The 20,355-nt window shown below is 66.7% G+C and carries 25 protein-coding genes; 8 read left to right on the top strand and 17 right to left on the bottom strand.

Annotated features, from left to right (window positions below):
* Positions 1-43: 43 nt before the first annotated feature.
* On the top strand, positions 44-505 hold the full coding sequence (locus tag AWR35_RS05250) for a tRNA (cytidine(34)-2'-O)-methyltransferase (RefSeq protein ID WP_058574898.1): 462 nt from the start codon (positions 44-46) through the stop codon (positions 503-505).
* The gene (gene tsaA, locus AWR35_RS05255; RefSeq protein ID WP_197408136.1) at positions 502-1,209 is read left to right on the top strand and encodes a tRNA (N6-threonylcarbamoyladenosine(37)-N6)-methyltransferase TrmO; all 708 of its coding nucleotides are present in this window, start codon (positions 502-504) and stop codon (positions 1,207-1,209) included. The genes AWR35_RS05250 and tsaA overlap by 4 nt, the downstream gene beginning before the upstream one ends.
* Here tsaA and AWR35_RS05260 read toward each other — a convergent pair whose 3' ends face one another.
* From AWR35_RS05260 to AWR35_RS05290, 7 genes are all read right to left on the bottom strand, one after another.
* Positions 1,210-2,220: an NAD(P)H-dependent glycerol-3-phosphate dehydrogenase gene (locus AWR35_RS05260; RefSeq protein ID WP_058574900.1), complete on the bottom strand. Its 1,011-nt coding sequence runs from the start codon at positions 2,218-2,220 to the stop codon at positions 1,210-1,212.
* A gap of 10 nt (positions 2,221-2,230) precedes the next feature.
* Entirely contained in the window at positions 2,231-2,740 is a 510-nt protein-coding gene (gene secB / locus AWR35_RS05265) for a protein-export chaperone SecB (protein ID WP_058574901.1), read from the bottom strand.
* 34 nt (positions 2,741-2,774) lie between these two features.
* On the bottom strand, positions 2,775-3,212 hold the full coding sequence (trxC, locus tag AWR35_RS05270) for a thioredoxin TrxC (RefSeq protein WP_058574902.1): 438 nt from the start codon (positions 3,210-3,212) through the stop codon (positions 2,775-2,777).
* A 64-nt stretch (positions 3,213-3,276) separates the two neighbouring features.
* Entirely contained in the window at positions 3,277-3,603 is a 327-nt protein-coding gene (gene grxC / locus AWR35_RS05275; RefSeq protein WP_058574903.1) for a glutaredoxin 3, read from the bottom strand.
* A gap of 8 nt (positions 3,604-3,611) precedes the next feature.
* Positions 3,612-4,040 carry a rhodanese-like domain-containing protein gene (locus AWR35_RS05280; protein ID WP_058574904.1) on the bottom strand — a complete coding sequence of 143 codons (429 nt, stop codon included), beginning with the start codon at positions 4,038-4,040 and terminating at the stop codon, positions 3,612-3,614.
* 154 nt (positions 4,041-4,194) lie between these two features.
* Positions 4,195-4,407: a DUF2892 domain-containing protein gene (locus AWR35_RS05285; RefSeq protein WP_058574905.1), complete on the bottom strand. Its 213-nt coding sequence runs from the start codon at positions 4,405-4,407 to the stop codon at positions 4,195-4,197.
* Positions 4,408-4,487: 80 nt separating this feature from the next.
* Complete coding sequence (locus AWR35_RS05290) at positions 4,488-4,817, bottom strand: metalloregulator ArsR/SmtB family transcription factor (RefSeq protein WP_058574906.1); 330 nt, start codon at positions 4,815-4,817, stop codon at positions 4,488-4,490.
* Positions 4,818-5,027: 210 nt separating this feature from the next.
* Here AWR35_RS05290 and AWR35_RS05295 point away from each other — a divergent pair, with 210 nt between their 5' ends.
* The 4 genes from AWR35_RS05295 to AWR35_RS05310 all read left to right on the top strand — a co-directional run bounded on the left by AWR35_RS05295 (position 5,028) and on the right by AWR35_RS05310 (position 9,071).
* The gene (locus tag AWR35_RS05295) at positions 5,028-6,215 is read left to right on the top strand and encodes a peptidoglycan DD-metalloendopeptidase family protein (protein ID WP_197408137.1); all 1,188 of its coding nucleotides are present in this window, start codon (positions 5,028-5,030) and stop codon (positions 6,213-6,215) included.
* Positions 6,216-6,444: 229 nt separating this feature from the next.
* Positions 6,445-7,779, top strand: a complete 1,335-nt coding sequence (locus AWR35_RS05300) for a S41 family peptidase (protein ID WP_058574908.1) — start codon at positions 6,445-6,447, stop codon at positions 7,777-7,779.
* Positions 7,780-7,810: 31 nt separating this feature from the next.
* Positions 7,811-8,365 carry a DJ-1 family glyoxalase III gene (locus AWR35_RS05305; protein ID WP_058574909.1) on the top strand — a complete coding sequence of 185 codons (555 nt, stop codon included), beginning with the start codon at positions 7,811-7,813 and terminating at the stop codon, positions 8,363-8,365.
* Positions 8,366-8,444: 79 nt separating this feature from the next.
* Positions 8,445-9,071, top strand: coding sequence for a YigZ family protein (locus tag AWR35_RS05310; RefSeq protein ID WP_058574910.1), 627 nt, complete (start codon positions 8,445-8,447; stop codon positions 9,069-9,071).
* A 102-nt stretch (positions 9,072-9,173) separates the two neighbouring features.
* On the opposite strand, the gene AWR35_RS05315 is transcribed toward AWR35_RS05310, so the two are convergent.
* The 3 genes from AWR35_RS05315 to AWR35_RS05325 all read right to left on the bottom strand — a co-directional run bounded on the left by AWR35_RS05315 (position 9,174) and on the right by AWR35_RS05325 (position 11,553).
* A complete protein-coding gene (locus AWR35_RS05315; protein ID WP_058574911.1) occupies positions 9,174-10,418 on the bottom strand; it encodes an ammonium transporter in 1,245 nt (414 codons plus the stop codon).
* A 15-nt stretch (positions 10,419-10,433) separates the two neighbouring features.
* On the bottom strand, positions 10,434-10,772 hold the full coding sequence (locus AWR35_RS05320) for a P-II family nitrogen regulator (RefSeq protein WP_058574912.1): 339 nt from the start codon (positions 10,770-10,772) through the stop codon (positions 10,434-10,436).
* 64 nt (positions 10,773-10,836) lie between these two features.
* A complete protein-coding gene (locus tag AWR35_RS05325; protein ID WP_058574913.1) occupies positions 10,837-11,553 on the bottom strand; it encodes a TorF family putative porin in 717 nt (238 codons plus the stop codon).
* Positions 11,554-11,849: 296 nt separating this feature from the next.
* On the opposite strand from AWR35_RS05325, the gene AWR35_RS05330 reads away from it, so the two are divergent.
* Positions 11,850-12,140 (top strand): accessory factor UbiK family protein, encoded by a 291-nt coding sequence (locus AWR35_RS05330; RefSeq protein ID WP_058574914.1) that lies wholly within the window; start codon positions 11,850-11,852, stop codon positions 12,138-12,140.
* Between the two features lie 66 nt (positions 12,141-12,206).
* A complete protein-coding gene (locus tag AWR35_RS05335; RefSeq protein WP_058575251.1) occupies positions 12,207-13,709 on the top strand; it encodes a YifB family Mg chelatase-like AAA ATPase in 1,503 nt (500 codons plus the stop codon).
* Positions 13,710-13,717: 8 nt separating this feature from the next.
* Here the strand turns inward: AWR35_RS05335 and cmoB are convergent, their stop codons facing one another.
* The 7 genes from cmoB to AWR35_RS05370 form a co-directional block, all read right to left on the bottom strand.
* On the bottom strand, positions 13,718-14,716 hold the full coding sequence (gene cmoB, locus AWR35_RS05340; protein ID WP_058574915.1) for a tRNA 5-methoxyuridine(34)/uridine 5-oxyacetic acid(34) synthase CmoB: 999 nt from the start codon (positions 14,714-14,716) through the stop codon (positions 13,718-13,720).
* A gap of 7 nt (positions 14,717-14,723) precedes the next feature.
* Positions 14,724-15,746, bottom strand: coding sequence for a DUF2860 family protein (locus AWR35_RS05345; protein ID WP_058574916.1), 1,023 nt, complete (start codon positions 15,744-15,746; stop codon positions 14,724-14,726).
* A gap of 112 nt (positions 15,747-15,858) precedes the next feature.
* On the bottom strand, positions 15,859-16,653 hold the full coding sequence (gene cmoA / locus AWR35_RS05350) for a carboxy-S-adenosyl-L-methionine synthase CmoA (RefSeq protein ID WP_058574917.1): 795 nt from the start codon (positions 16,651-16,653) through the stop codon (positions 15,859-15,861).
* A gap of 73 nt (positions 16,654-16,726) precedes the next feature.
* Positions 16,727-17,854: a tRNA 2-selenouridine(34) synthase MnmH gene (mnmH, locus tag AWR35_RS05355; protein ID WP_058574918.1), complete on the bottom strand. Its 1,128-nt coding sequence runs from the start codon at positions 17,852-17,854 to the stop codon at positions 16,727-16,729.
* Positions 17,851-18,915, bottom strand: coding sequence for a selenide, water dikinase SelD (selD, locus tag AWR35_RS05360; RefSeq protein ID WP_058574919.1), 1,065 nt, complete (start codon positions 18,913-18,915; stop codon positions 17,851-17,853). The genes mnmH and selD overlap by 4 nt, the downstream gene beginning before the upstream one ends.
* A gap of 85 nt (positions 18,916-19,000) precedes the next feature.
* Entirely contained in the window at positions 19,001-19,798 is a 798-nt protein-coding gene (locus AWR35_RS05365) for an EAL domain-containing protein (protein WP_058574920.1), read from the bottom strand.
* Positions 19,799-19,853: 55 nt separating this feature from the next.
* On the bottom strand, positions 19,854-20,351 hold the full coding sequence (locus AWR35_RS05370; protein WP_197408138.1) for a GNAT family N-acetyltransferase: 498 nt from the start codon (positions 20,349-20,351) through the stop codon (positions 19,854-19,856).
* Positions 20,352-20,355: the final 4 nt, after the last annotated feature.

Below are 20,355 nucleotides of genomic sequence, written 5' to 3' on the forward strand. Positions count from 1 at the left end.
GCGGGGCGCTCGGCCCCGGCCGGATGCGGCCTATAATGCCAAAATGCCATCGATCATGCTGTTCGAACCGGAAATCCCGCCCAATACCGGCAACCTGATCCGGCTGTGCGCCAACACCGGCTCGGCGCTGCACCTGGTCGAGCCGCTGGGCTTCTCGCTCTCGGACAAGGCGCTGCGTCGCGCGGGGCTCGACTACCATCAGCTCGCCCACGTGCACCGTCATGCCGATCTCGAGCAGGCGCGTGCCGCGGCGCCCGGGCGGATGCTCGCCTTCTCCACGCGCGGCACCACCCGCTACGACCGGATCGCCTACCGGCCGGACGACGTGCTGCTGTTCGGCCCGGAGACCCGCGGCCTGCCCGACGCGGTGCTCGAGGGGCTGCCGGAATCGCAGCGACTCTACCTGCCGATGGTGCCGGACTCGCGCAGCCTGAACCTCGCCAACGCCGCCGCGGTGGCCTTCTTCGAGGCCTGGCGACAACTCGACTTCACGGGGGCCACATGAGCCAACACTGGGAAATGGCGCCCATCGGCCACATCGAGAGCCCCTATCGCGAGGGGTTCGGCATTCCGCGCCAGTCGGGCATCGTGCCGGCGGCCACCGGCGTCCTCGTCCCTGCCGATGGGTGGAACGAGCCGAGCGCCTGGCAGGGCATCGAGGCGTTCTCGCACCTGTGGCTGGTGTGGGTGTTCCACGCCAAGCGGCGCATGCAGGCGGGCGACAGCAAGGCGGTGCGCCCGCCGCGGCTGGGCGGCAACGAGCGGGTGGGGGTGTTCGCCAGCCGCGCCCCGGTAAGACCCAACCCGATCGGGCTGTCGGTGGTGCGGCTGATCGACGTCCAGCGCGGTGAGGACGGCGTGCGGTTGCATCTCGGCGGGCTCGATCTGCTCGACGGCACCCCGATCCTCGACGTCAAGCCGCACGTGCCTTACGCCGACTGCCCGGCGGACAGTCGCGGCGGCTGGGCGAGCACGCCGCCGGAGCGGCTGGCGGTGATCTGGGGGGCGGCCGAACCGTGGCTGGAACGACTGAGCGCCGATCGGGTGGCGCTGATCGAGCAGACCCTGGCACAGGACCCGCGTCCGGCCTTCCACGACGACCCGGAGCGGGTCTACGGCATGCGGATCGAGGACATCGACGTGCGTTTCGTGGTGCGCGAGCACCGCGCGGAGATCCGGGAGATCGTCCCGGCGGAGCCGGGCGACTGATCAGGTCTCGTCGTGGCCCTGCTCGCGGGAGAGCAGCTCGCTGACCGCCTCGCGCGCCGGCAGTCCCTCGTAGAGGACGCGGTAGACGCACTCGGTGATCGGCAGCTCCTGACCACTCGCCTGCGCCAGCCGGCGTCCCTCGCGCGCAGCGCTGATGCCTTCGACGGCCTGGCCGATCGCGGCGACCGCCGCGTCCACCGACTCGCCGCGCGCCAGACGCAGGCCGAACTGGCGATTGCGGGAGTGGTCGTCGGTACAGGTCAGCACCAGGTCCCCCAGGCCGGCCAGGCCGAAGAAGGTCTCGGCCCGGGCGCCCATCGCCTCGCCCAAGCGCATGATCTCGGCCAGACCCCGGGTGATCAGGGCCGCCCGGGCGTTGGCGCCGAAGCCGAAGCCGTCGGACACGCCGGCGGCGATCGCCAGCACGTTCTTCAGGCCGCCGGCCAGCTCGATGCCGATCACGTCGCTGCTCGGATAGCAGCGGATGTGATCGTTTCGCAGCCCCTCGGCAACCGTCTCGGCCACCCGGCGGTCGCGGCTGCCCACGGCCAGCGCGGCCGGTCGGCCGTGGGCCACCTCGATGGCGAAGGTCGGCCCGGAGACGACCGCGAACGCGACATCGCCGAGCGCATCGGCGACCAGTTCGTCGATCCGCCGCCCGGTGCCCGGTTCGAAACCCTTGGATGCCGTGACGTAGACCGCCGAGCGCGGCAGGGTCTCGCGATGCTCGTCAAGGAATTCGCCCAGGATCTTGGTGGGCAGCACCAGCCAGACCTGCTCGGCACCCTCGACCGCCTCGGCCAGGTCACAGCCGGCCTGCAGCGCGTCGGGGAGGTTCACCCCGGGCAGGTAACGCGGGTTCTGGTGCTGACGGTCGATGGCGGCCGCCTGCTCGCAGTCGCGCGCCCACAGGCGCACCGTTGCGCCGTTGGACGCCAGCAGCCCCGCCAGCGCCGTGCCCCAGGAGCCGGCGCCGAGAACCGCGATCCGTGTGGGTTGCGCCTCGCTCATGCGTCGACGATCAGTTGGGACGGGCGTCGCCGGCACCTTCGGCCTGCGCCGCGCGCTGCTGCTCGTGTTGCGCGTACAGGGCGTCGAAGTTGATCGGCTGCAGGACCATCTGCGGGAAGCCGCCCTTCATCACCAGATCGCCAACCGTCTCGCGGATGTAGGGGAAGATCAGCGTCGGGCAGTAGGCGCCCAGCAGCTGGCGACGGGTGGCGTCGTCGAACCCCTTGATGGTGAACACGCCCGCGTACTCGACCTCGGCGAGATAGATGGTCTTCTCGTCGTGCGTGGCGGTGACGGTGATCGTCAGCTCGGTCTCGAAGGTGTTATCGCTCAGGCGAGTGGCGTTGTTGCCCACCTGGACGTTGATCTCGGGCTTCCAGTCGTCGCGCGTGAAGATGTCCGGCGCCTGCGGCGACTCGAACGACAGGTCCTTGAGATAGACCTTCTGCACGAAGAACTGCTGCTGGTTTTCCTCGCCTGCCTGGCCGTTGCCGGCGGCGTTGTTCTCACCTTCTGCCATGTCGGTGTTTCCTGATCGTCGTAATGGATGGTGTTCAGCGGATGCCGTGCCCGGCGAGCCATTGCGCGAGCTGCGCGGCCGGCAGGGCGCCGGAAAGGCGGTCGATCTCGCGACCGCCGGAGAAGAGGATCATCGTCGGGATGCTGCGGATGCCGAAGCGCGCCGAGACATTCGGTGCCCGCTCGGTCTCGAGCTTGGCGACCACCAGCCGGCCGCGGTAGTCGTTCGCCAACTGGTCGAAGGTGGGCGCCATCATCTTGCACGGCCCGCACCACTCGGCCCAGAAGTCGACCAGCACCGGCAGGTCGTTGCGGCCGACGTGGCGGTCGAAGCCGGCCTCGTCGAGCGTCACCGGCCGGCCGGGAAACAGCGCCTGGCCGCAGCGACCGCAGTTGCCGCCGCCCAGCCGCTCGGCGGGCAGGCGGTTGACCGCCCCGCAGGCGGGGCAGACCACGTGTTTCGAGTCACTCATCGCGGGAAACCCTCTCCTTGATCCCGGTCGTCATGATAGCGCGCCGGGCGAGCAACGGGAGGCTTCAGGCTCCGTCGACGGGCGGCTCGCCAGTGGCGCGGCGGGACTCGAGCTCTACCAGCGGCATCAGCTTGTCGCCGCGATCCAGGGCGGCAAGCTCATCGTAACCGCCGACATGGGTCTCGCCGATGAAGATCTGCGGCACCGTCAACCGCTTGGCCCGCTGGATCATCTCGTCCTTCTTCGCCGCCGACAGCTGGACGTTGATCGACTCGAACTCGAGCCCGCGCTTGTTTAGCAGGCGCTTGGCGAAATGGCAGAACGGGCAGAGCGGACTCTGGTAGACAACGATGGGCGGCTGGTCGACCGCCCGAGAGGTATCGCCGGTCATGAGGCGTCTTACTTGCCCTTGGCGACCGGGTAGTTCTGGCCTTCCCAGGCGATGATGCCCCCGCCGAGATGGCTGACGTTCTCGAAACCGCCCTTGACCAGGATATTCGCCGCCGTCGCCGAGCGGTTGCCCGAGCGGCAGTAGAGCACCACCTCGTCGGGGTTGTCGCTCTTGATGTCACCAAGCTTGTTTTCCAGCTTGCCCAGCGGGATGTGCTGCGCGCCCTTGATGTGGCCCGCCTTCCATTCGTTGTCCTCGCGCACGTCGATCAGGGCCACACCGTCGCGCCCCGCCTTGCGGGCAACCTCGGCGGGATCGAGTGTCTTGAACTTCTGCATGCGTCGCGACAGTTCGTTGCTGATAAGCAGGATGATCAGGACGATCGCCACGGTGGACAGGACCCAGTGGCGAGTGAGGAAATCGATGAAGGATTCCATGAACGGTTCTCGGGGTTCTTCTCGAAAGTCGGAGACGAGGGATGCTGCGCCATACAATGGCCGGGGCGCGCAAAAAATTCAAGGCACCGTCGGCGCAGAGCCGATGCGGTGCCTTGCGGAGAGCAGGCCCGGCATCACCGGGCTTGCCTCGTCTTCAGCAGGCGCGGCGCACGCCCATCTTGGCCAGAATCGAATCCAGCGGGCAGAAACGCGTGATGCCGCTCTGGAACAGGTTCAGTCCGATGAACGCCGTGAACCACAGCCAGGAGACCTGGCTCAGGTCGGCCTGCCCCATGAAGTGGGCGAGTGCCAGCGTGGCCAGAATCATCAGGCCGGCGACGATGCGCACATAACGATCGGTAGTCATGGATGCCCTCCGCGAAATCAGTACAAGAAGGACGCGCCGGAACGATTCGGCGCACCCGAATAGAATTATTTTATTCTATCCTAATTAAGCGGGCAAAAAACTTCCTGCATCATGCCGATCAGGCGCAAGGTCCGCGCATCCGACACCCGGTAGAACACCCGGTTGGCGTCCTTTCGCGACGCCAGGATGCCCTTGTCGCGCAGGATGGCCAGGTGCTGGGAGATGTTGCTCTGCGTGGTCCCGACCGCCTCGACGATCTGCTGCACGCTGAGTTCGTTGTCACCCAGCACGCACAGGATCTTCAGGCGCAGGGGGTGCGACATGGCCTTGAGCGACCGTGAGGCGCGCTCGATGTCCTCGGAGCGGCCCATCAGCCGGGTGGCAGGATATTCCTCGGTTTCCAAATTCATGGCTCGACCCACGTGCTGGTTGTGCGGTGACAGGGCCGGCGAGGTTCCCGATCGGGGATGCCCCTGCCGGACACCGGGCGAAAACCCTTGTTGCTTCCGTATACTACCGCTTTTCCGACATTTTGTTGCAGCGAGCTGTCCGCTCCTGCCCGACGGGCCGTTGCGGACCCTCGCCGAACCACCCGTCATCACCACCGGTCAGGGGGTTTCTTGCCACAGTCATCACGCGCCCAATGCCCCTTGCGCTCGTCGTCGCTCGCCAGCCGTCGCGGCACCGTCGCGCTTTTCTGGCTGGCCCTGTCGGCCATGCCGGCGGCGCTGGCAGCCGAGCCGATCGAAAAGCGCATCGATGCGCAACGTGAGGCGATCGCCTCGACCCAGGCCGAGCGCGATGCCGCTCACGAGGCGCTTTCAGCGCAGAAGAAGCGCCTCGCTTTCCTGGAGAAGAAGACCGCCGAGCTGGACGCCGAGCGACAACAACTCGAGCAGCGCCAACAGACCCTCGACCAGCGAGAGGCACGGCTGCGCGAGGAATTGGCACAACGACGGGCCGAACTCGAACGACGCCTGCGTGCGGCCTACCCCCTGACCCGCGGCAGCGCCCTGCAGACACTCCTGGGCGATGGCGACGCCCTCCAGGCGGAGCGGGACCTGCACTATCTGCGCAACCTGATCCATCCGGTGCAGGAAGCCCGGCGCGCGCTGGAGGCAAAGAGGGCGGAACTGGCCGACAACCGGGAGGCCGTCGCTCGAACCGAGCGCGAACTTGCCGAGGCCGGCGACCGACTGGATGCCCACTACCGAGACGTGCGCGAGAACCTCGACGAGCAGCAACGCCTGCTGGCCCGGCTGGGCGAGACCCTCGACGAACAGCAGCAGTCACTCAAGTCGATGCTGGAACGCAAGCGCCGCCTCGATCGCGAAGTGGCCGCCGCCCGGGCCGCCAGCAAACGGCAGGCAGAGCAGAAGCCGTCGGCAAGCGCGCCGCCCCGTACCGCGGCCGTGAAAACGGATGGCATTCCCGTGACCGGCTCGATCAAGCGCCGCTTCGGCGAATCGCTGCCTCAGGGAAAAATGCGCAACGAGGGGGTCGAATTCCGCGCAGCGGCCGGCACGCCCGTCCGCGCCGTGACCGACGGCCAGGTTGCCTATGCCGGCCCGCTCAAGGGCTGGGGCAACCTGATCATGCTGCGTCACCGGGGTGACTACCTCAGCCTGTACGCACATTGCCGCTCGCTGGCCGTATCGAAGGGGCAGAAGGTCTCCCGGGGCCAGACCCTGTGCGACTCCGGCGTGATCGACGCCAACCGCGAGGGACTGTACGTAGAGGTGCGGCGGGGCAACCGGCCTATCGACCCGAGCCGCTGGCCGGCATGGAAAAAGGCCGTAGGCGGCTGACGGAGCCGCTTCGGGATCACCGCGACCGTCGCCAACCCGCCTGCCATGCCCTATGATTCCCGGGAGCAACCCGCAAGGGGCCGGGGTCGCGGCGCCCCCCCTCACCGTGGCATAGTGGAAGCCTTATGAACCGGGCCCTTGATTGCCCGACGGACGCCCCCACGATGCAGGCAACAAGACATCGCCCGACGGGCGCCTCAAGCCGACGAACATGCCTAGAGAGAACACCATGACCAGCTGGATCCGCAAGGCCTCGAACCTCGGCGTCGCCGCCTTCTTCGGTTTTGCCATTGCCATCGCCATCAACGCCGTGGCCGAACGACCGGCCGAGACCGCCGGTGCCGCCGACGTCCCGCTGGAGCAGCTGCGCACCTACTCCGACGTCCTCGATCGCGTCCGCTCGGACTACGTCGACGACATCAGCGAAAGCCAGCTGATCGAGAATTCCATCCGGGGCATGATCTCCGAGCTCGACCCCCACTCGGGCTACCTCGACGACGAGGAGTTCAAGAGCCTGCGCGAGTCCACCAGCGGCGAGTTCGGCGGGCTGGGCATCCAGGTCGGCATGAAGGACGGCGTGCTCACGGTCATCGCGCCCATCGACGACACTCCCGCCAAGCGCGCCGGTCTCGAGGCGGGCGACAAGATCATCCGCATCAACGACGAACTCACCCAGGACATGGACCTGGAAGAGGCCGTCAAGATCATGCGCGGCAAGCCGGGCACCGACATCGACCTGACCATCGCCCGCGAAGGCGAGAAGAAGCCGCTGGAATTCACCATCACGCGCGCGATCATCAAGACCGAGTCGGTCAAGCACGAGATGCTGGAGCCGGGTCTGGGCTACATCCGCGTGTCGCAGTTCCAGTCACGCACGGTCGAACAGATGCACGACGCCCTCGACGCGCTGGCCGAGGACAACGACGACAAGCCGCTCAAGGGCCTGGTGCTCGACCTGCGCAACAACCCCGGGGGCGTGCTCGACGGCTCGGTGGAAATGGTCGACGCCTTCCTCAACAAGGGGCAGATCGTCTACACCAAGGGCCGGGTCGCGGACGCCAAGATGAGCTTCGAGGCCAGCAATGGCGACCGTCTCGACGGGGCGCCGATGGTCGTGCTGGTCAACGGTGGCTCCGCCTCCGCCTCGGAAATCGTCGCCGGCGCGCTGCAGGACAGCGGCCGCGCGCTTGTCATCGGCGAGCGGACCTTCGGCAAGGGCTCGGTCCAGTCGATCATGCCGCTGGCCAACGGCGGCGCGCTGCGCCTGACGACGGCGCGCTACTACACCCCGAGCGGCCGTTCGATCCAGGCCGAGGGCATCAAGCCCGACGTCACGGTCCACCAGCTCAAGGTCAGCGACATCGAGGAGGTGTTCTCGATCTCCGAGGCCAGCCTCGCCGGCCACCTGACCAACGGCGAGTCCGAGACCGAAGGCGAGAAGCAGAACAAGCCCGAGGCGAAGGAAGACGACGGCGAGCCGCTGGTGATCCGCGACTACCAGCTCTACGAGGCCCTGAACATGCTCAAGGGCATGGTGATCGTCAGCAAGAACGGCAACCGCTGAACACGGCCCGCGACGAGGAGGAAACGACGCAATGGCAAGCAAGGCAATGATCGTGCTGGCCCCCGGGTTCGAGGACCTGGAGGCCATTACCACCATCGACATCCTGCGCCGCGCCGGCGTACAGGTACATACCCTGTCGTTGCGCGAGCACGAGGCATCCGGTTCTCGCGGCGTCACGGTGGTCACGGACAGCAACCTGGGCCTGGTGGACGAGACCAGCACCTACGATGCCATCGTCCTGCCCGGTGGCCAGCCGGGGGCGAACAACCTCGCCGCCGATCAGCGCCTCCTCAAACGCCTGCAGGACCAGTCCGCCGCCGGGCGCTGGATCGCCGCGATCTGTGCCGCACCCAAGGTGCTCGCGGCGGCGGGAGTGCTCAAGGGGCACCGGATCACACATTTCCCGGGCGCGCTCACTGAAGAGGAATCGCGGGGCGTCGAGATCTGCGACGAGGCCGTGGTGGTCGACGGCAACCTGGTCACCGGGCGTGGCCCGGGCGTGGCCCTCGACTTCGCCCTGGCACTGGTCGAGCAGCTCGAGGGCCGCGAGACCCGCGACGAGGTCGAAGCCAAGCTCGCGCGCTGACGAGACCAGGCTCAGCCTAATCACTGCCCACGCCTGCCCCTGCGGCAGGCGTTTTCCGTTGTTGCCCAGGTACCTGCCCGTGTCCCAGCAAGCCCGACCGGAATCGTTCTTCACGCCCGCCAACACCATCGAGCGGGAGCTGGAGGTGAAGAAAAGCCGTTTCATTGCCCGTGCCGGGATGGTGGCTTCTCGCGACGAGGCCCTCGCGTTCGTCGAGAGAACACGTGCCGACTACCCGGATGCGCGTCACCACTGCTGGGCCTATCTGATCGGCAACCCGGCCACGGACGCCAGTGCCGCCATGAACGATGACGGCGAACCCAGCGGCACGGCGGGCAAGCCGATACTCAACGTCATTCAGCACAAGGGAATCGGCGACCTGATCGTGGTGGTCACGCGCTACTTCGGCGGCATCAAGCTGGGAGCCGGCGGCCTGGTACGTGCCTATTCCGGGGCAACCCAGAAAGTGCTGGCCGACCTTCCCCTCACCGAGCACCGCCCGCGACGGGCGTACCGGTTGCGGTTCGACTTTCCCCGCGAGCAGCCGCTGCGCCACTGGGCCGAGCAGCATCAGGCCGAGCTGCTGTCGATCGAGTACGACCAGCAAGTCGGCGCCCGGCTGGCGGTGCCCGAGGAGCATGCCGCGTCATTCGAGGCATTCCTCGGCGCTCAGGGCATCGCCGTCCTGGACCGGACCGACGACTGATTCGAACAACGGACCCGGCAACGAAAAAAGGCCCGGGCTTTCGCCCGGGCCTTCGTCCCTCTCGGCACATCCGTTGTGCCGTTACATCCTTTCAGTGCGTCCTTACTTGTTGGTGAACTCGGGGTACGCTTCCATACCGCACTCGGCCGAGTCGACACCTTCTTCCTCGTCTTCCTCGCTGATGCGCAGACCCATGACGGCCTTGAGGATCAGCCAGACGATCAGGCTGGCGACGAAGACGAAGCCACCGATCAGGGCGAGGCCGGCGAGCTGACCGCCCAGGGTAGCGCTGTCGTTGGACAGCAGCACCGCGAGCACGCCCCAGATGCCGACGACACCGTGGACCGACAGGGCACCGACCGGGTCGTCGATCTTGATCTTCTCGAAGCCGAGGATCGAGAACACGACGATCACGCCACCGATCGCACCGATGATGGTGGACAGCAGGGCAGACGGCGAAGCCGGATCAGCGGTGATCGCGACCAGGCCAGCCAGGGCGCCGTTGAGGACCATGGTCAGGTCAACCTTGCCGAAGGTCAGCTTCGAGACGATCATCGCCGCGACCACGCCACCGGCGGCAGCCAGGTTGGTGTTGGTGAACACCTGGGCAACGGCGTTGGCGGAACCGACGTCGGACACCTTGAGCTCCGAGCCGCCGTTGAAGCCGAACCAGCCCAGCCACAGGATGAACGTACCCAGGGTGGCCAGCGGCAGGTTGGCACCCGGCAGGGCGTTGACCTGGCCGTTCGGGCCGAACTTGCCCTTACGCGGGCCAAGCAGCAGGACACCAGCCAGAGCGGCGACCGCACCAGTGAAGTGGACGATGCCCGAACCGGCGTAGTCGGAGTAACCCAGCTCGCTCAGGATACCGCCACCCCAGCTCCAGTAGCCCTGGATCGGGTAGATCAGCGCGGTCAGGACCACGGTGAAGGCGAGGAAGGCCCACAGCTTCATCCGCTCGGCGACCACACCGGAAACGATCGACATGGCGGTGGCCACAAACACGACCTGGAAGAAGAAGTCGGCCATGTTGGAGTAGTAGATGTCGCCACCACTCGCCGCGACTTCAGCCGCCGTGTTGTCCGCGCCCAGGAAGAACGACAGACCCGGGATGATGCTGGAGACGCCGTCGCTGTACATGATGTTGTAGCCCACCACCATGTACATGATGCAGGCGATCGAGAACAGCGCGATGTTCTTGGTCAGGATCTCGACGGTGCTCTTCGAGCGGACGAGACCGGACTCCAGCATGGTGAAGCCCGCCGCCATCCACATGACGAAGGCACCGGCGATCAGGAAGTAGAACGTATCGAGCGCGTAGCCCAATTCGATGACTTGTGTTTCCACGGTGAAATCCTCCGCTTAAAGGGCGTCCGCGCCGGTCTCGCCGGTGCGAATGCGAATGGCCTCGTCGACGGACGAGACGAAGATCTTGCCGTCACCGATCTTGCCGGTGCTCGCGGCATTGGTGATCACCTCGATCACCTGGTCGGCCAGACCGTCGTCAATAACCATCTCGAGCTTGACCTTGGGCAGGAAGTCGACCACGTACTCCGCGCCCCGGTAGAGCTCGGTGTGGCCTTTCTGCCGACCGAAGCCCTTGACCTCGGTCATCGTGATGCCCTTCACGCCGACGCCGCCGAGCGCTTCGCGCACGTCGTCAAGCTTGAAGGGCTTGATGATTGCAGTAATCAGTTTCATGGATCTCTCCTAGGTGACAGACCGGCCAAAGGGCCGGCCCGTATACCAGTGGTTAGAGGGTTGCTTAGAAGCTCTTGGACCAGCCGACCCAGACCTGCAGGTCATCGTCAGTCGAGACGTAGTTGGTGTCGTCCACGTCAGCCATCTCGAAGCTCATGGTGAACGAACCGAAATCGCCTGCGTCCTTGGCGACCGATGCGGTCCAGTGGCCGTAGTCCATGTCGCCGTAGCCGGCATCACCGTCGTCATCGAAGGTGTAGTAGCCGTAGTACAGGCTGCCGGTGTAGCCGGACTCGCCGAACGGCACGTCAACACCGGCGTAGTAGTACAGGTCACCCTCGGTGAACGGACCATCGTCAGCCTGGCCGTTGACCGTGTACGCCAGACCGGCAGTCAGGTAGCTGTACGTCAGCGAGCCGTAGAGCTCACCGAAGTCGATGTCGCTCGGCGCGTCCGGGTAGGCGTAGTAGACGTAACCAACGTCGTAGCTCAGGTCGCCTACGCTGCCACCGTAGCCGGCGTACAGGTCGATCTCGTAGCTGGTGTCATCGCCGAAGTCGACGGTGGACGCCCAGGTGCCGGCGTAAAGACCGGATTCGTGGGCGTAATCGAGACCGCCCTGAACGGCAGCGCTGTCCTGCGTCTGGGTGACGCCACGGAAAAGGTAGTTGGAAACCACACCGATATTGGCCGAAACCTCGGCGGAGGCCACGGACGGCAGGGTGAGAGCCGACAGGCTAACGGCCGAAGCGATGCTGGTTGCGATAAGGGTCTTTTTCATTTCTCTGTGCTCCATCAAGTGAACGTTCGGGTTCGCCCCTGCAGAAGCATTGGCCGTGCCAACTCCATTTATCACTTTTGTTTCAGTCGGTTATCGCGTTTTTGTCCTGAGCCGCCGAAACCCGTCCACGACCCCCTCCCCAAATTGGGGACGGGATTTTTCCCTACTGCTCCAGCATGGTGCACCGAGATGGGGCATGCAACGCGCAGCCCGCCCCCGTGGGTGAATTTGCATCTGCGGAGGGCATACCCAACAATCGGGAGGCCGTCGACGACGAACCACACCGAGGTAGCCAGATGTCCATCAGCCACACGATCGAAGAGATCTCCCAGCGGATCGAGCAGGCAATGCCCGAAAGCCTGCGCGAGGGGAAGCAGGAGTTCGAGAAGGCGGTGCGCCAGGCCGTCAGCAACGGGTTTTCCCGCATGGATCTGGTCACGCGCGAGGAATTCGACGTCCAGACACAGGTTCTGGCGCGCACGCGCGCGAAGCTGGAGGCGCTGGAACAACGCGTGACCGATCTGGAAAAGCAGCTGGATGGCCGGCACCGCCCGTCGGAGCCGGAAGAGGGCGACATCGCCACCTGACCCGCGCCGTCGCCGCGGACACGGACGCCCGCGCGACACCAGCCACCCCTACCGAGGCATATGGACATGCCCATCGCCAAGATCCACAGCCGGGCGCTGCTCGGCATCGATGCGCCTGCCGTCACGGTCGAGGCGCACGTCGCCCCTGGCCTGCCGGCCTTTACCCTCGTCGGCCTGCCGGAAACCGCCGTACGCGAATCGCGTGACCGTGTTCGGGCCGCAATTCTCTCGTCGGGCTTCGAATTCCCGCCGCGCCGGCTGACCGTCAACCTCGCGCCCGCCGACCTGCCCAAGGAAAGCGCCCGTTTCGATCTGGCCATCGCTCTGGCCATCCTCGCGGCCACCGGCCAACTGCCGGCCTCGGCGAGCGAACGCCTGCGTCAGGTCGAATGCCTGGGCGAACTGTCGCTCGACGGCGCTCTGCGCCCCATTCGCGGCACCCTGTCGGCTGCCCGCGCGGCCCGCGACGCCGGCCGGGAGCTGCTGTTGCCGGCCGAAGGCCGCGCCGAGGCCGAACTGATCCCGCGGGTCGCCGGACGCGCACTCTCACACCTCGCCGAGGCGGTCGGCTATCTGGCCGGCGAGCAGAATCCCGACTGCCTGCGGCATCGCCCGGCGCCACCGAGCGATCCGGCTATAGACGGCGATCTGGCCGACGTGCGCGGCCAGCCACGCGCCAAACGGGCGCTCGCGATCGCGGCAGCCGGCGGACACAATCTGTTGCTGATCGGTCCGCCCGGTGCCGGCAAGAGCATGCTCGCCCAGCGCCTGGCCGGGATACTTCCGCCGCTGACGGAGAACGAATCCCTGGCCGTGGCCGAAGTGGCCGCCGTGAGCCCAAACGGCTTCGACCCGACCCGTTTCGGACGACGGCCGTTCCGTGCACCGCATCATTCCGCCTCGGCGGTCGCGCTGATCGGCGGCGGCTCGCAACCCGGTCCCGGCGAGATTTCGCTGGCTCACCACGGCACGCTGTTTCTCGACGAGCTGCCCGAATTCGACCGCCGCGTGCTCGAGGCCCTGCGCGAACCGATGGAAGTCGGCTCGGTGATGATTTCGCGAGCCGCACGCCAGGCCACCTTCCCGGCCGACTTCCAGCTGATCGCGGCCATGAACCCCTCGCCGCAAGGCACCGAGGTCCACTCGCGTGCCGCTCAGCGCTATCGCGCCAAGGTCTCCGGCCCGCTGCTCGACCGGATCGATATCCATCTGGAGATACCGCGTGTACCGGCCGCCGAGCTCGATCGACCCGCCGAGCCGGGGGAGGACAGCGCCACCATTCGTGAACGGGTGATCAACGCGCGGCGATGCATGCTGAAGCGCCAAGGCGTGGTCAACGCGCAACTCGACGCGCGCGGCGTCGCCGACCAGGTACCCCTGGCCAAGGCAGAGCGCGACATGCTCAACCAGGCGATCGAGAAACTGCAGCTATCCGGGCGGGCCCGCGAGCGCATCCTCAAGCTCGCACGCAGCATCGCCGACTACGACGAACGCACCGCGATCGACAGGAGCGTGCTGGCCGAGGCTATCGGTTACCGAAATCTCGATCGGCTGTTTGCCGGCAGTTAGAGGGTGGCTCAGCCCGGCCGGCGGGCGGTGATGATGGCCCGCCGGGGAGCTGGCAGGCCTTCGCGGGTGCGGGAGGGATCGTCGGGGTCGAGGAAGTCGACCAGCGACTGGCGGTCGCCGAACCAGTCGGTGCGGTGCTGTTCCTCGGCCGTGGTCACGGTCACGTCGACCAGCTCGGGGCGGGTGAAGCCCATGCGCCTGAGCCAGCCGATGACGGCGTCGGGACTGGGCAGGAACCAGACGTTGCGCATGCCGGCATAACGGTCGGCCGGCGTAAGGATGGTGGTGGCGTCGCCCTCGACCACCAGGGTCTCCAGCACCAGTTCGCCGCCGGGGCGCAGGCAGGCCTTGAGTTCGCCGAGGTGCGTAAACGGATCACGGCGGTGGTAGAGCACCCCCATGGAGAAGACGGTGTCGAAACGCGGGCGCTGCGGAAAATGTTCCAGGGTGGTGGGCACGATGCCGGCGCGCGTCTCGCCCAGCAGATGCGCCACGGCATGGAATTGCGCCACGAACACCCAGGTGGGATCGACGCCCAGCGCGAAGTCGGCGCCCGCTCCCAGCATGCGCCAGAGGTGATAACCGTTGCCGCTGCCGATATCCAGCACCCGCCGACCATCAAGTGGCTGGATATGGTCGACCAGCCGGTCCCACTTGAGGTCCGAGCGCCACTCGGTATCGATGGTGACGCCGAACAGCTCGTAGGGCCCCTTGCGCCAAGGGATCAGATCGCGCAACGCGTCCTCCAGCCCGGGCAGGGATTCCTCGGCACAGGCGGTGATCGCGGCACGGTCGAGATGATTGACGGCATCGGCTGGGCGCTCGGGCAGCCGGCCGACGGCGGCCAGCCATCGCGGCCAGTCGCCGTGGTTCACCGCGGCCCAGTCGAAGGTCCGCCAGCCCTCCATCGGCATGCGCCGGGGAAGGTGGCCAAGCGCGGCGCGTGTCTGCCGGGCGATCCGCTCGATGCCGAGCGCGACCGACCGCTCCGTCGTCGCATCCGTCATGGGCCGATCAGAAACGGTAGCCGAGACCGACGGCAAACAGGCCGGTGCGCTCGTCGTAGAACCGGATGTCCGAATCGCGCTCGGACCAGACGCCGTAGGCGTTGACCGACCAGTTCGACCAGCCGAACGGCTCGGCATAGCGCACCCCCGCCATGACACCCATCTGGTTGCCGTCGCGGTATTCGTCGTAGATCGGCTGACGGGCATCGTAGCGGTCGACGCCGTAGTAGCCCGTCATCGAGAACTGCCAGCGCGCGATGTCGAGCTGGGCGGAAAGTTGCGGTCGAAGCAGCCAGCCGCGGTTGGCCGCTCCGTCGGCGTCAAGTCGACGGTATTGCACGCCGGGGGTCAGGCTAAGGTGATCGCTGATGGCAAGCCGGTAATTGAGATCGAAACGGTGTTCGTTGCCGTCACGAGCCAGCCGGCGGCGGTCGGCCGGCGATAGGCCAAGCGCCACGCCCGAGCGTTCCTCGTCGACGTTGCGGCGATAGAGTCGATAGTCCACCGACAGCCCCGTACCGGCAATGCCCGCGAGACCGAGACGCAGGCCCCGGCGGTCGACATCGGTGGCCTCACGCGGCACATCCACCACGAACGGATCCGACCAGGCCTCGCTGTCGGTCACCGTCACGGGGATGACCGCCGCGGTCAGCAATCCGACCCGATCAACCAGATAGCGCGTTCCCAGTTCGAGCGCGATCTCGCCATCGGCGAGCGCCGAACGGGGCGTACCGGCATACAGTGACAGTCGACGCGGCACGAGCGTGTAATCGACCTGCCCGAGCACGCCGCCAATCATGCGCGTCTCGCGGGAAGACAGGCTGTAGAGGGAACCGATACGTTTCTGGTCGCTGGAAACCGCGAGATTCGACCGGCTCGACACCACACCGCCCAGCGGCATGACCTGGCCGGACAGGCCGGTCTCGTCCGCGATGGGGCTGGCATGCGTGGTCTGACTCACGCCGAGCGCCAGGGCGATCGGGGCCAGGGACACGAGGGCCGCTGCCACGTATTTCTCAAACAGTTTCATCGGTTCCGTTCCTGTTGTTCGCTTGCCACAAGGGTCGCGACCGTCCGGCGCGGACGATACAGCTTAGGTAATAAGTCCCCCGCCGCCATGCGGGGTTCCCTCGCGGCAGCGATCAATCGACCTCGGATGTTGTTTTTTCGCATCGTTGCGCCAGCCAGAGACAGAACCCGTAGTGGCGCGACAGCATCACGACCTCATCGAAGCCGGCCGCACGCAGGCGCGCCTCGTGCGTCTCGACCGTCTCGGTGCGCAGCACGTTTTCCAGCGCCTGACGCTTGCCGGCAATCTCGAGTTCCGAGTAGCCGTTGGCTCGCTTGAAATCGTGATGCAGCTCGGTCATCAGCGCCTCGGCACCGGCATCCGCTTCGTGCACCTTTTCTGCCAGCACCAGCACGCCCCCGGGGTGCAGGCCGTCATGGATGCGACCGATCACCGCCGCGCGCGCCTCGGGCTCGACGAACTGCAGCGTGTAGCCCAGCACCGCCATGGAGGCGTTCGTCGGCTCGATCTGGGCCAGGTCGGCACAGACCAGTTCGGTCCGGTAGGGGGACTGGAACGCGGCCAGCTGCGTGCGGGCCCGCTCGATCATCGCCGGCGAATTGTCGACACCGATCAGCTCGACGCCGGCGGGACGCTCGGCCATCCCGGCAAGCGCCGAACGGATCGAGAGCGTCATGGCGCCCAGCGAGCACCCCAGGTCGTAGACACGGGTATGGGGTCGGACGTGCCGGCGGGCGATCGCCGCGACCAGCTCCAGGTTGAAGCGGTAGCCCGGCACCGAGCGGGAAATCATGTCCGGAAAGACGGCCGCGACCGCCGCGTCGAAGCGGAAGGCGGCGGGCGGATGCGGGTCGCGATAGAGATCGTCACGACCACTGGAGACGGGCTGTTCTCGCGAATCCGGCATGACAGGCTCGGGCTGACTTCGGGCCGCGAAGTCTACCGCGACGCGGGCAGGGGTAACAGTCTCAGATCGGACGCTACGGACGCAGGCCCCGGCGGGCGAGTTCCTCGGCCACCGCCTCGGGCGGCCCGCTGAAGACGATCCGCTCGCGCTTGTTGGCCAACTGGTAGTCGTACATCGGATCGTAGTAGTCGACCAGCATGACGCGGATCAGCTCGCGCAGCCCGTCGAGGTCCTCGTGCCCGTACCAGGCGTCGAGCGCCTCCTCGGCCAGGCCACGCACCTGAGCATGGCGGGCGCCGCCCAGACGCTTTGCCACCCGGTCGATCGCACCGAGGATGTGCTCGCGCACACGCGTGCTCGCCCCGTCCGCGTCGGTGGCCAGCACGCGCCGGTAACCGGCCTCGAGATCGATGATGTAATCCTTGAGGCTCTGCTCGACCCGTTCATCGAGTGGCCGCTCGATCACCACCAGCGGCGAGCGCGACATGCGCTCGAACAGGGCCGGCGGCACCTGGCGGGCACCGACCATCTTGCCCTCGTCCTCGACCAGGATGGGTTCGTCGGGCGCGCGATTGCGCAGCCGAAGCAGGTCGATGGCGACCTGGTTCTCGAAATCGATCGGCGTGGGCTGCGGTTCGGGCTCGCGGCCGAAGGCCGAACCCTTGTGGCGGGCGCGGCCCTCGAGGTCGATGTGACGCTCGAATCGGTGCAGGAACGGGGTTTTCCCCACGCCCGTCCGCCCACCGAGCATGATCAGCGGGGCATCGGCCGACTGGGTCTCGATGGCATCGAGCAGGAAGCGCCGCATGGCCTTGTAGCCGCCGGCGATGCGCGGATAGACGATGCCGGTTTCCTCGAACAGCATCCGCTGGGTCAGCCGCGAGCGCAGACCGCCGCGAAAGCAGTACAGCAGTCCCTCGGGGTACGCCTCGGCGAACGCTCGCCATTGGGCGACGCGGCGCGCCTTTTCCTCGGCGTCGACCAACTCGTAGCCGAGCGCGATCGCCGCATCCTGGCCGGCTTCCTTGTAACGGATGCCGACCTGGCGTCGCTCCTCGTCGGTGAGCAGGGGCACGTTTTCCGCGCCCGGGAAGGCGCCCTGCTCGAATTCGACCGGAGCGCGCAGATCCATCAGCGGCCGGTCCTCGAGGAAGACCGAGGCGATATCGGTAAATACCGGCAGGTCGGAGCGACCGTTCACGATGCCTCTCCCTCCTCGAACACCACGCGCGGGCCGTCGGCCTCTTCCCGCATGGTGCCGATCGGTGCGGCATGCAGGCCGGCCTCGGCGAGCATGGCGGCGACCTCGTCGGCGGCATCGGGCCGGACGGCCACCAGCAGCCCGCCGGAGGTCTGCGGATCGCAGACCACGGCGCGGGCGAACTCGCTCATCTCGCCGAGATCCGCGCCATAGCTGGCAAAGTTGCGACCCGTGCCGCCGGGCATCTGGCCGGCGGCGATGTAGTCGGCCACCGACTCGATCAGCGGCAGGGCGGCGACGTCGATTGCCGCACACAAGCCGCTGCCACGGCACAGTTCGAGCAGATGCCCGCCCAGGCCGAAGCCGGTCACGTCGGTCATGGCGGTCACCGCCTCGATCGCGGCCAGATCCCGGCCGATGCGGTTCAGGCGCATCATGCTCTCGGGAGCGAGATCGGCATGCTCCTCACGGAGCACGTCATTCTTCTGCGCGGTGCTCAGCACGCCCACGCCCAGCGGCTTGGTCAAGAACAGCCGGTCACCGGCACGCGCCGTGTCGTTGCGCTTGAGCCGGTCGAGCTCGACCCGACCGGTGACCGCCAGCCCGAAGATGGGCTCGGGGGCGTCGATCGAATGCCCGCCGGCAAGCGTGATGCCCGCATCCAGGCAGGCGCTTCGCCCGCCGTCGATCACCGCCGCGGCAATTTCGGGACCCAGCTTGTCGATCGGCCAGCCGAGAATGGCGATCGCCAGCATCGGTTCGCCCCCCATGGCATAGACGTCGCTGATGGCGTTGGTCGCGGCGATCCGACCGAAAGTGAAGGGGTCGTCGACGATCGGCATGAAGAAATCGGTGGTCGAGATCACCGCACTGCCGTCGCCGAGGTCATAGACCGCGGCGTCGTCGCGGGAGTCGTTGCCGACGATCAGTCGGGCATCCGGCCGGCTCGGTGTCAGGGTCGAGGCAAGCATGTCGTCCAGCAGGGCGGGCGAGATCTTGCAGCCGCAGCCAGCACCGTGGCTGTACTGGGTGAGTCGGACGGGATCGGTCGAATCGGGCATGGTCTTCGGTATCCGTGGTCAAGCGAGCGGCCGAACCGGAGGGTGCGCCGGATCGTTCGGTTCGACGGGCCGCCGGCCCGTTGGTTCAGGGCAGATGCGGGTCGGGCAACGACTCGAACGCCGGCCTGGCGAACCAGTAGCCCTGGAAGAGCTGGACGCCGTACTCGCGCAGAGTCTCGTACTCGGCACGGGTCTCGACGCCCTCGGCGATCAGGCGGATGTCCATCTCCTCGCACATCACCGCCGTCGAACGAACCACTGCCTGGCGGCTCCTGTCGGTGTCGATACCGCGGACCAGGTTGAGGTCGATCTTGACCACGTCGGGCTCGAGTTCGATCAGGTGATTGAGCCCGGCGAAACCCTCGCCGTAGTCGTCGATCGCCCGCAGCAGCCCACGTTCGCGATATTCGTCAAAGATCGACTTGAGATGATTGCGATCGACGATTTCCTCGGCCTCCGTCACCTCGAATATCAGCTTGTGCGGATCGATGCCGTAAATCTCGGCCGCTTCCATGGTCGCGCGAATGCAGGCCTGCGGCTTGTAGACCGCGTTGGGCATGAAGTTGATGCTCAGGCGCGTCTCGATATCGAGTTCGGCGGCCAGTCGAATCGCCGTGATCCGGGCGGCCTGGTCGAAGTAATAGCGATTGCGATCGTTCACCTGCGAGAGCACCGAGCCGGCACCCTCGCCATTGGGCCCGCGCACCAGCGCCTCGTACGCATACACGCCGCCCTGATCGATGTCGACGATGGGCTGGAAAGCCATCGAGAATTCGAAGCCGAGGCTGTTCTTGGCATCCTGAAGGCAGTCCCGGCAGGTAACCTGCCGAACCCCGTCGGGGAAGATCTCGACGTCGTTGAGTTCGGGAACGTGTTCGGACATGGACAGAAACTGCCTTCAGGACCGCGGCAATCGCGCGGATTCGTACCAAGGGGCGTCAGTCTAGCAAAAGCGCGTTGAGCGCCGTGCGCTCCATGATGTAGTCGTCCATGACGTAACCGCCACCGATCGGCAGGCAGTCGCTCGCAATGATCGAGAAGCCGGCACGACCGTAGGCACGGATCGCGGCACGATTGTGACGGTTGACGCGCAACCGGGCGACATCGTGCCCCGCGATGGCAATCTGCCGGCAGGTCGCCTCGATCAGCCAGCGGCCCAGTCCGCAGCCGTGCAGGGCGGGCAGCAGGTAGAGCTTGTCGATGAATGCGGCATCGACCCCTCCCTGCCACGCGGAAAAACCCGCCGGGTACGGCCCCAGATACAGCAGCGAGAACCGGGTTCCCGCTTCTCGTGCCGAGCGCAGTGACGGCAGGGCGTAACCACGGCCGAGCATGTAATGCACCTGCGCGGCACCGATAATGGGCGGGTAGACCTGCCACCAGATGCGTTCGGCCAGCGCGGCGATGGTCGCGAGATCCACGTCAGCAGCGGGCACCAGT

Source organism: Guyparkeria sp. WRN-7 (assembly GCF_001641825.1).
Taxonomy (GTDB): domain Bacteria; phylum Pseudomonadota; class Gammaproteobacteria; order Halothiobacillales; family Halothiobacillaceae; genus Guyparkeria.

Excerpts from the sequence above, each read along its gene's own strand:
- AWR35_RS05300 (WP_058574908.1), top strand. The coding sequence starts at position 6,445 with ATGACCAGCTGGATCCGCAAGGCCTCGAACCTCGGCGTCGCCGCCTTC.
- grxC (WP_058574903.1), bottom strand. The coding sequence starts at position 3,603 with ATGACCGGCGATACCTCTCGGGCGGTCGACCAGCCGCCCATCGTTGTC.
- AWR35_RS05365 (WP_058574920.1), bottom strand. The coding sequence starts at position 19,798 with ATGTCCGAACACGTTCCCGAACTCAACGACGTCGAGATCTTCCCCGAC.
- cmoA (WP_058574917.1), bottom strand. The coding sequence starts at position 16,653 with ATGCCGGATTCGCGAGAACAGCCCGTCTCCAGTGGTCGTGACGATCTC.
- AWR35_RS05285 (WP_058574905.1), bottom strand. The coding sequence starts at position 4,407 with ATGACTACCGATCGTTATGTGCGCATCGTCGCCGGCCTGATGATTCTG.
- AWR35_RS05330 (WP_058574914.1), top strand. The coding sequence starts at position 11,850 with ATGTCCATCAGCCACACGATCGAAGAGATCTCCCAGCGGATCGAGCAG.
- AWR35_RS05325 (WP_058574913.1), bottom strand. The coding sequence starts at position 11,553 with ATGAAAAAGACCCTTATCGCAACCAGCATCGCTTCGGCCGTTAGCCTG.
- AWR35_RS05290 (WP_058574906.1), bottom strand. The coding sequence starts at position 4,817 with ATGAATTTGGAAACCGAGGAATATCCTGCCACCCGGCTGATGGGCCGC.
- AWR35_RS05250 (WP_058574898.1), top strand. The coding sequence starts at position 44 with ATGCCATCGATCATGCTGTTCGAACCGGAAATCCCGCCCAATACCGGC.
- secB (WP_058574901.1), bottom strand. The coding sequence starts at position 2,740 with ATGGCAGAAGGTGAGAACAACGCCGCCGGCAACGGCCAGGCAGGCGAG.
- trxC (WP_058574902.1), bottom strand. The coding sequence starts at position 3,212 with ATGAGTGACTCGAAACACGTGGTCTGCCCCGCCTGCGGGGCGGTCAAC.
- AWR35_RS05345 (WP_058574916.1), bottom strand. The coding sequence starts at position 15,746 with ATGAAACTGTTTGAGAAATACGTGGCAGCGGCCCTCGTGTCCCTGGCC.
- selD (WP_058574919.1), bottom strand. The coding sequence starts at position 18,915 with ATGCCCGATTCGACCGATCCCGTCCGACTCACCCAGTACAGCCACGGT.
- AWR35_RS05335 (WP_058575251.1), top strand. The coding sequence starts at position 12,207 with ATGCCCATCGCCAAGATCCACAGCCGGGCGCTGCTCGGCATCGATGCG.
- AWR35_RS05320 (WP_058574912.1), bottom strand. The coding sequence starts at position 10,772 with ATGAAACTGATTACTGCAATCATCAAGCCCTTCAAGCTTGACGACGTG.
- AWR35_RS05305 (WP_058574909.1), top strand. The coding sequence starts at position 7,811 with ATGGCAAGCAAGGCAATGATCGTGCTGGCCCCCGGGTTCGAGGACCTG.
- tsaA (WP_197408136.1), top strand. The coding sequence starts at position 502 with ATGAGCCAACACTGGGAAATGGCGCCCATCGGCCACATCGAGAGCCCC.
- AWR35_RS05280 (WP_058574904.1), bottom strand. The coding sequence starts at position 4,040 with ATGGAATCCTTCATCGATTTCCTCACTCGCCACTGGGTCCTGTCCACC.
- cmoB (WP_058574915.1), bottom strand. The coding sequence starts at position 14,716 with ATGACGGATGCGACGACGGAGCGGTCGGTCGCGCTCGGCATCGAGCGG.
- AWR35_RS05260 (WP_058574900.1), bottom strand. The coding sequence starts at position 2,220 with ATGAGCGAGGCGCAACCCACACGGATCGCGGTTCTCGGCGCCGGCTCC.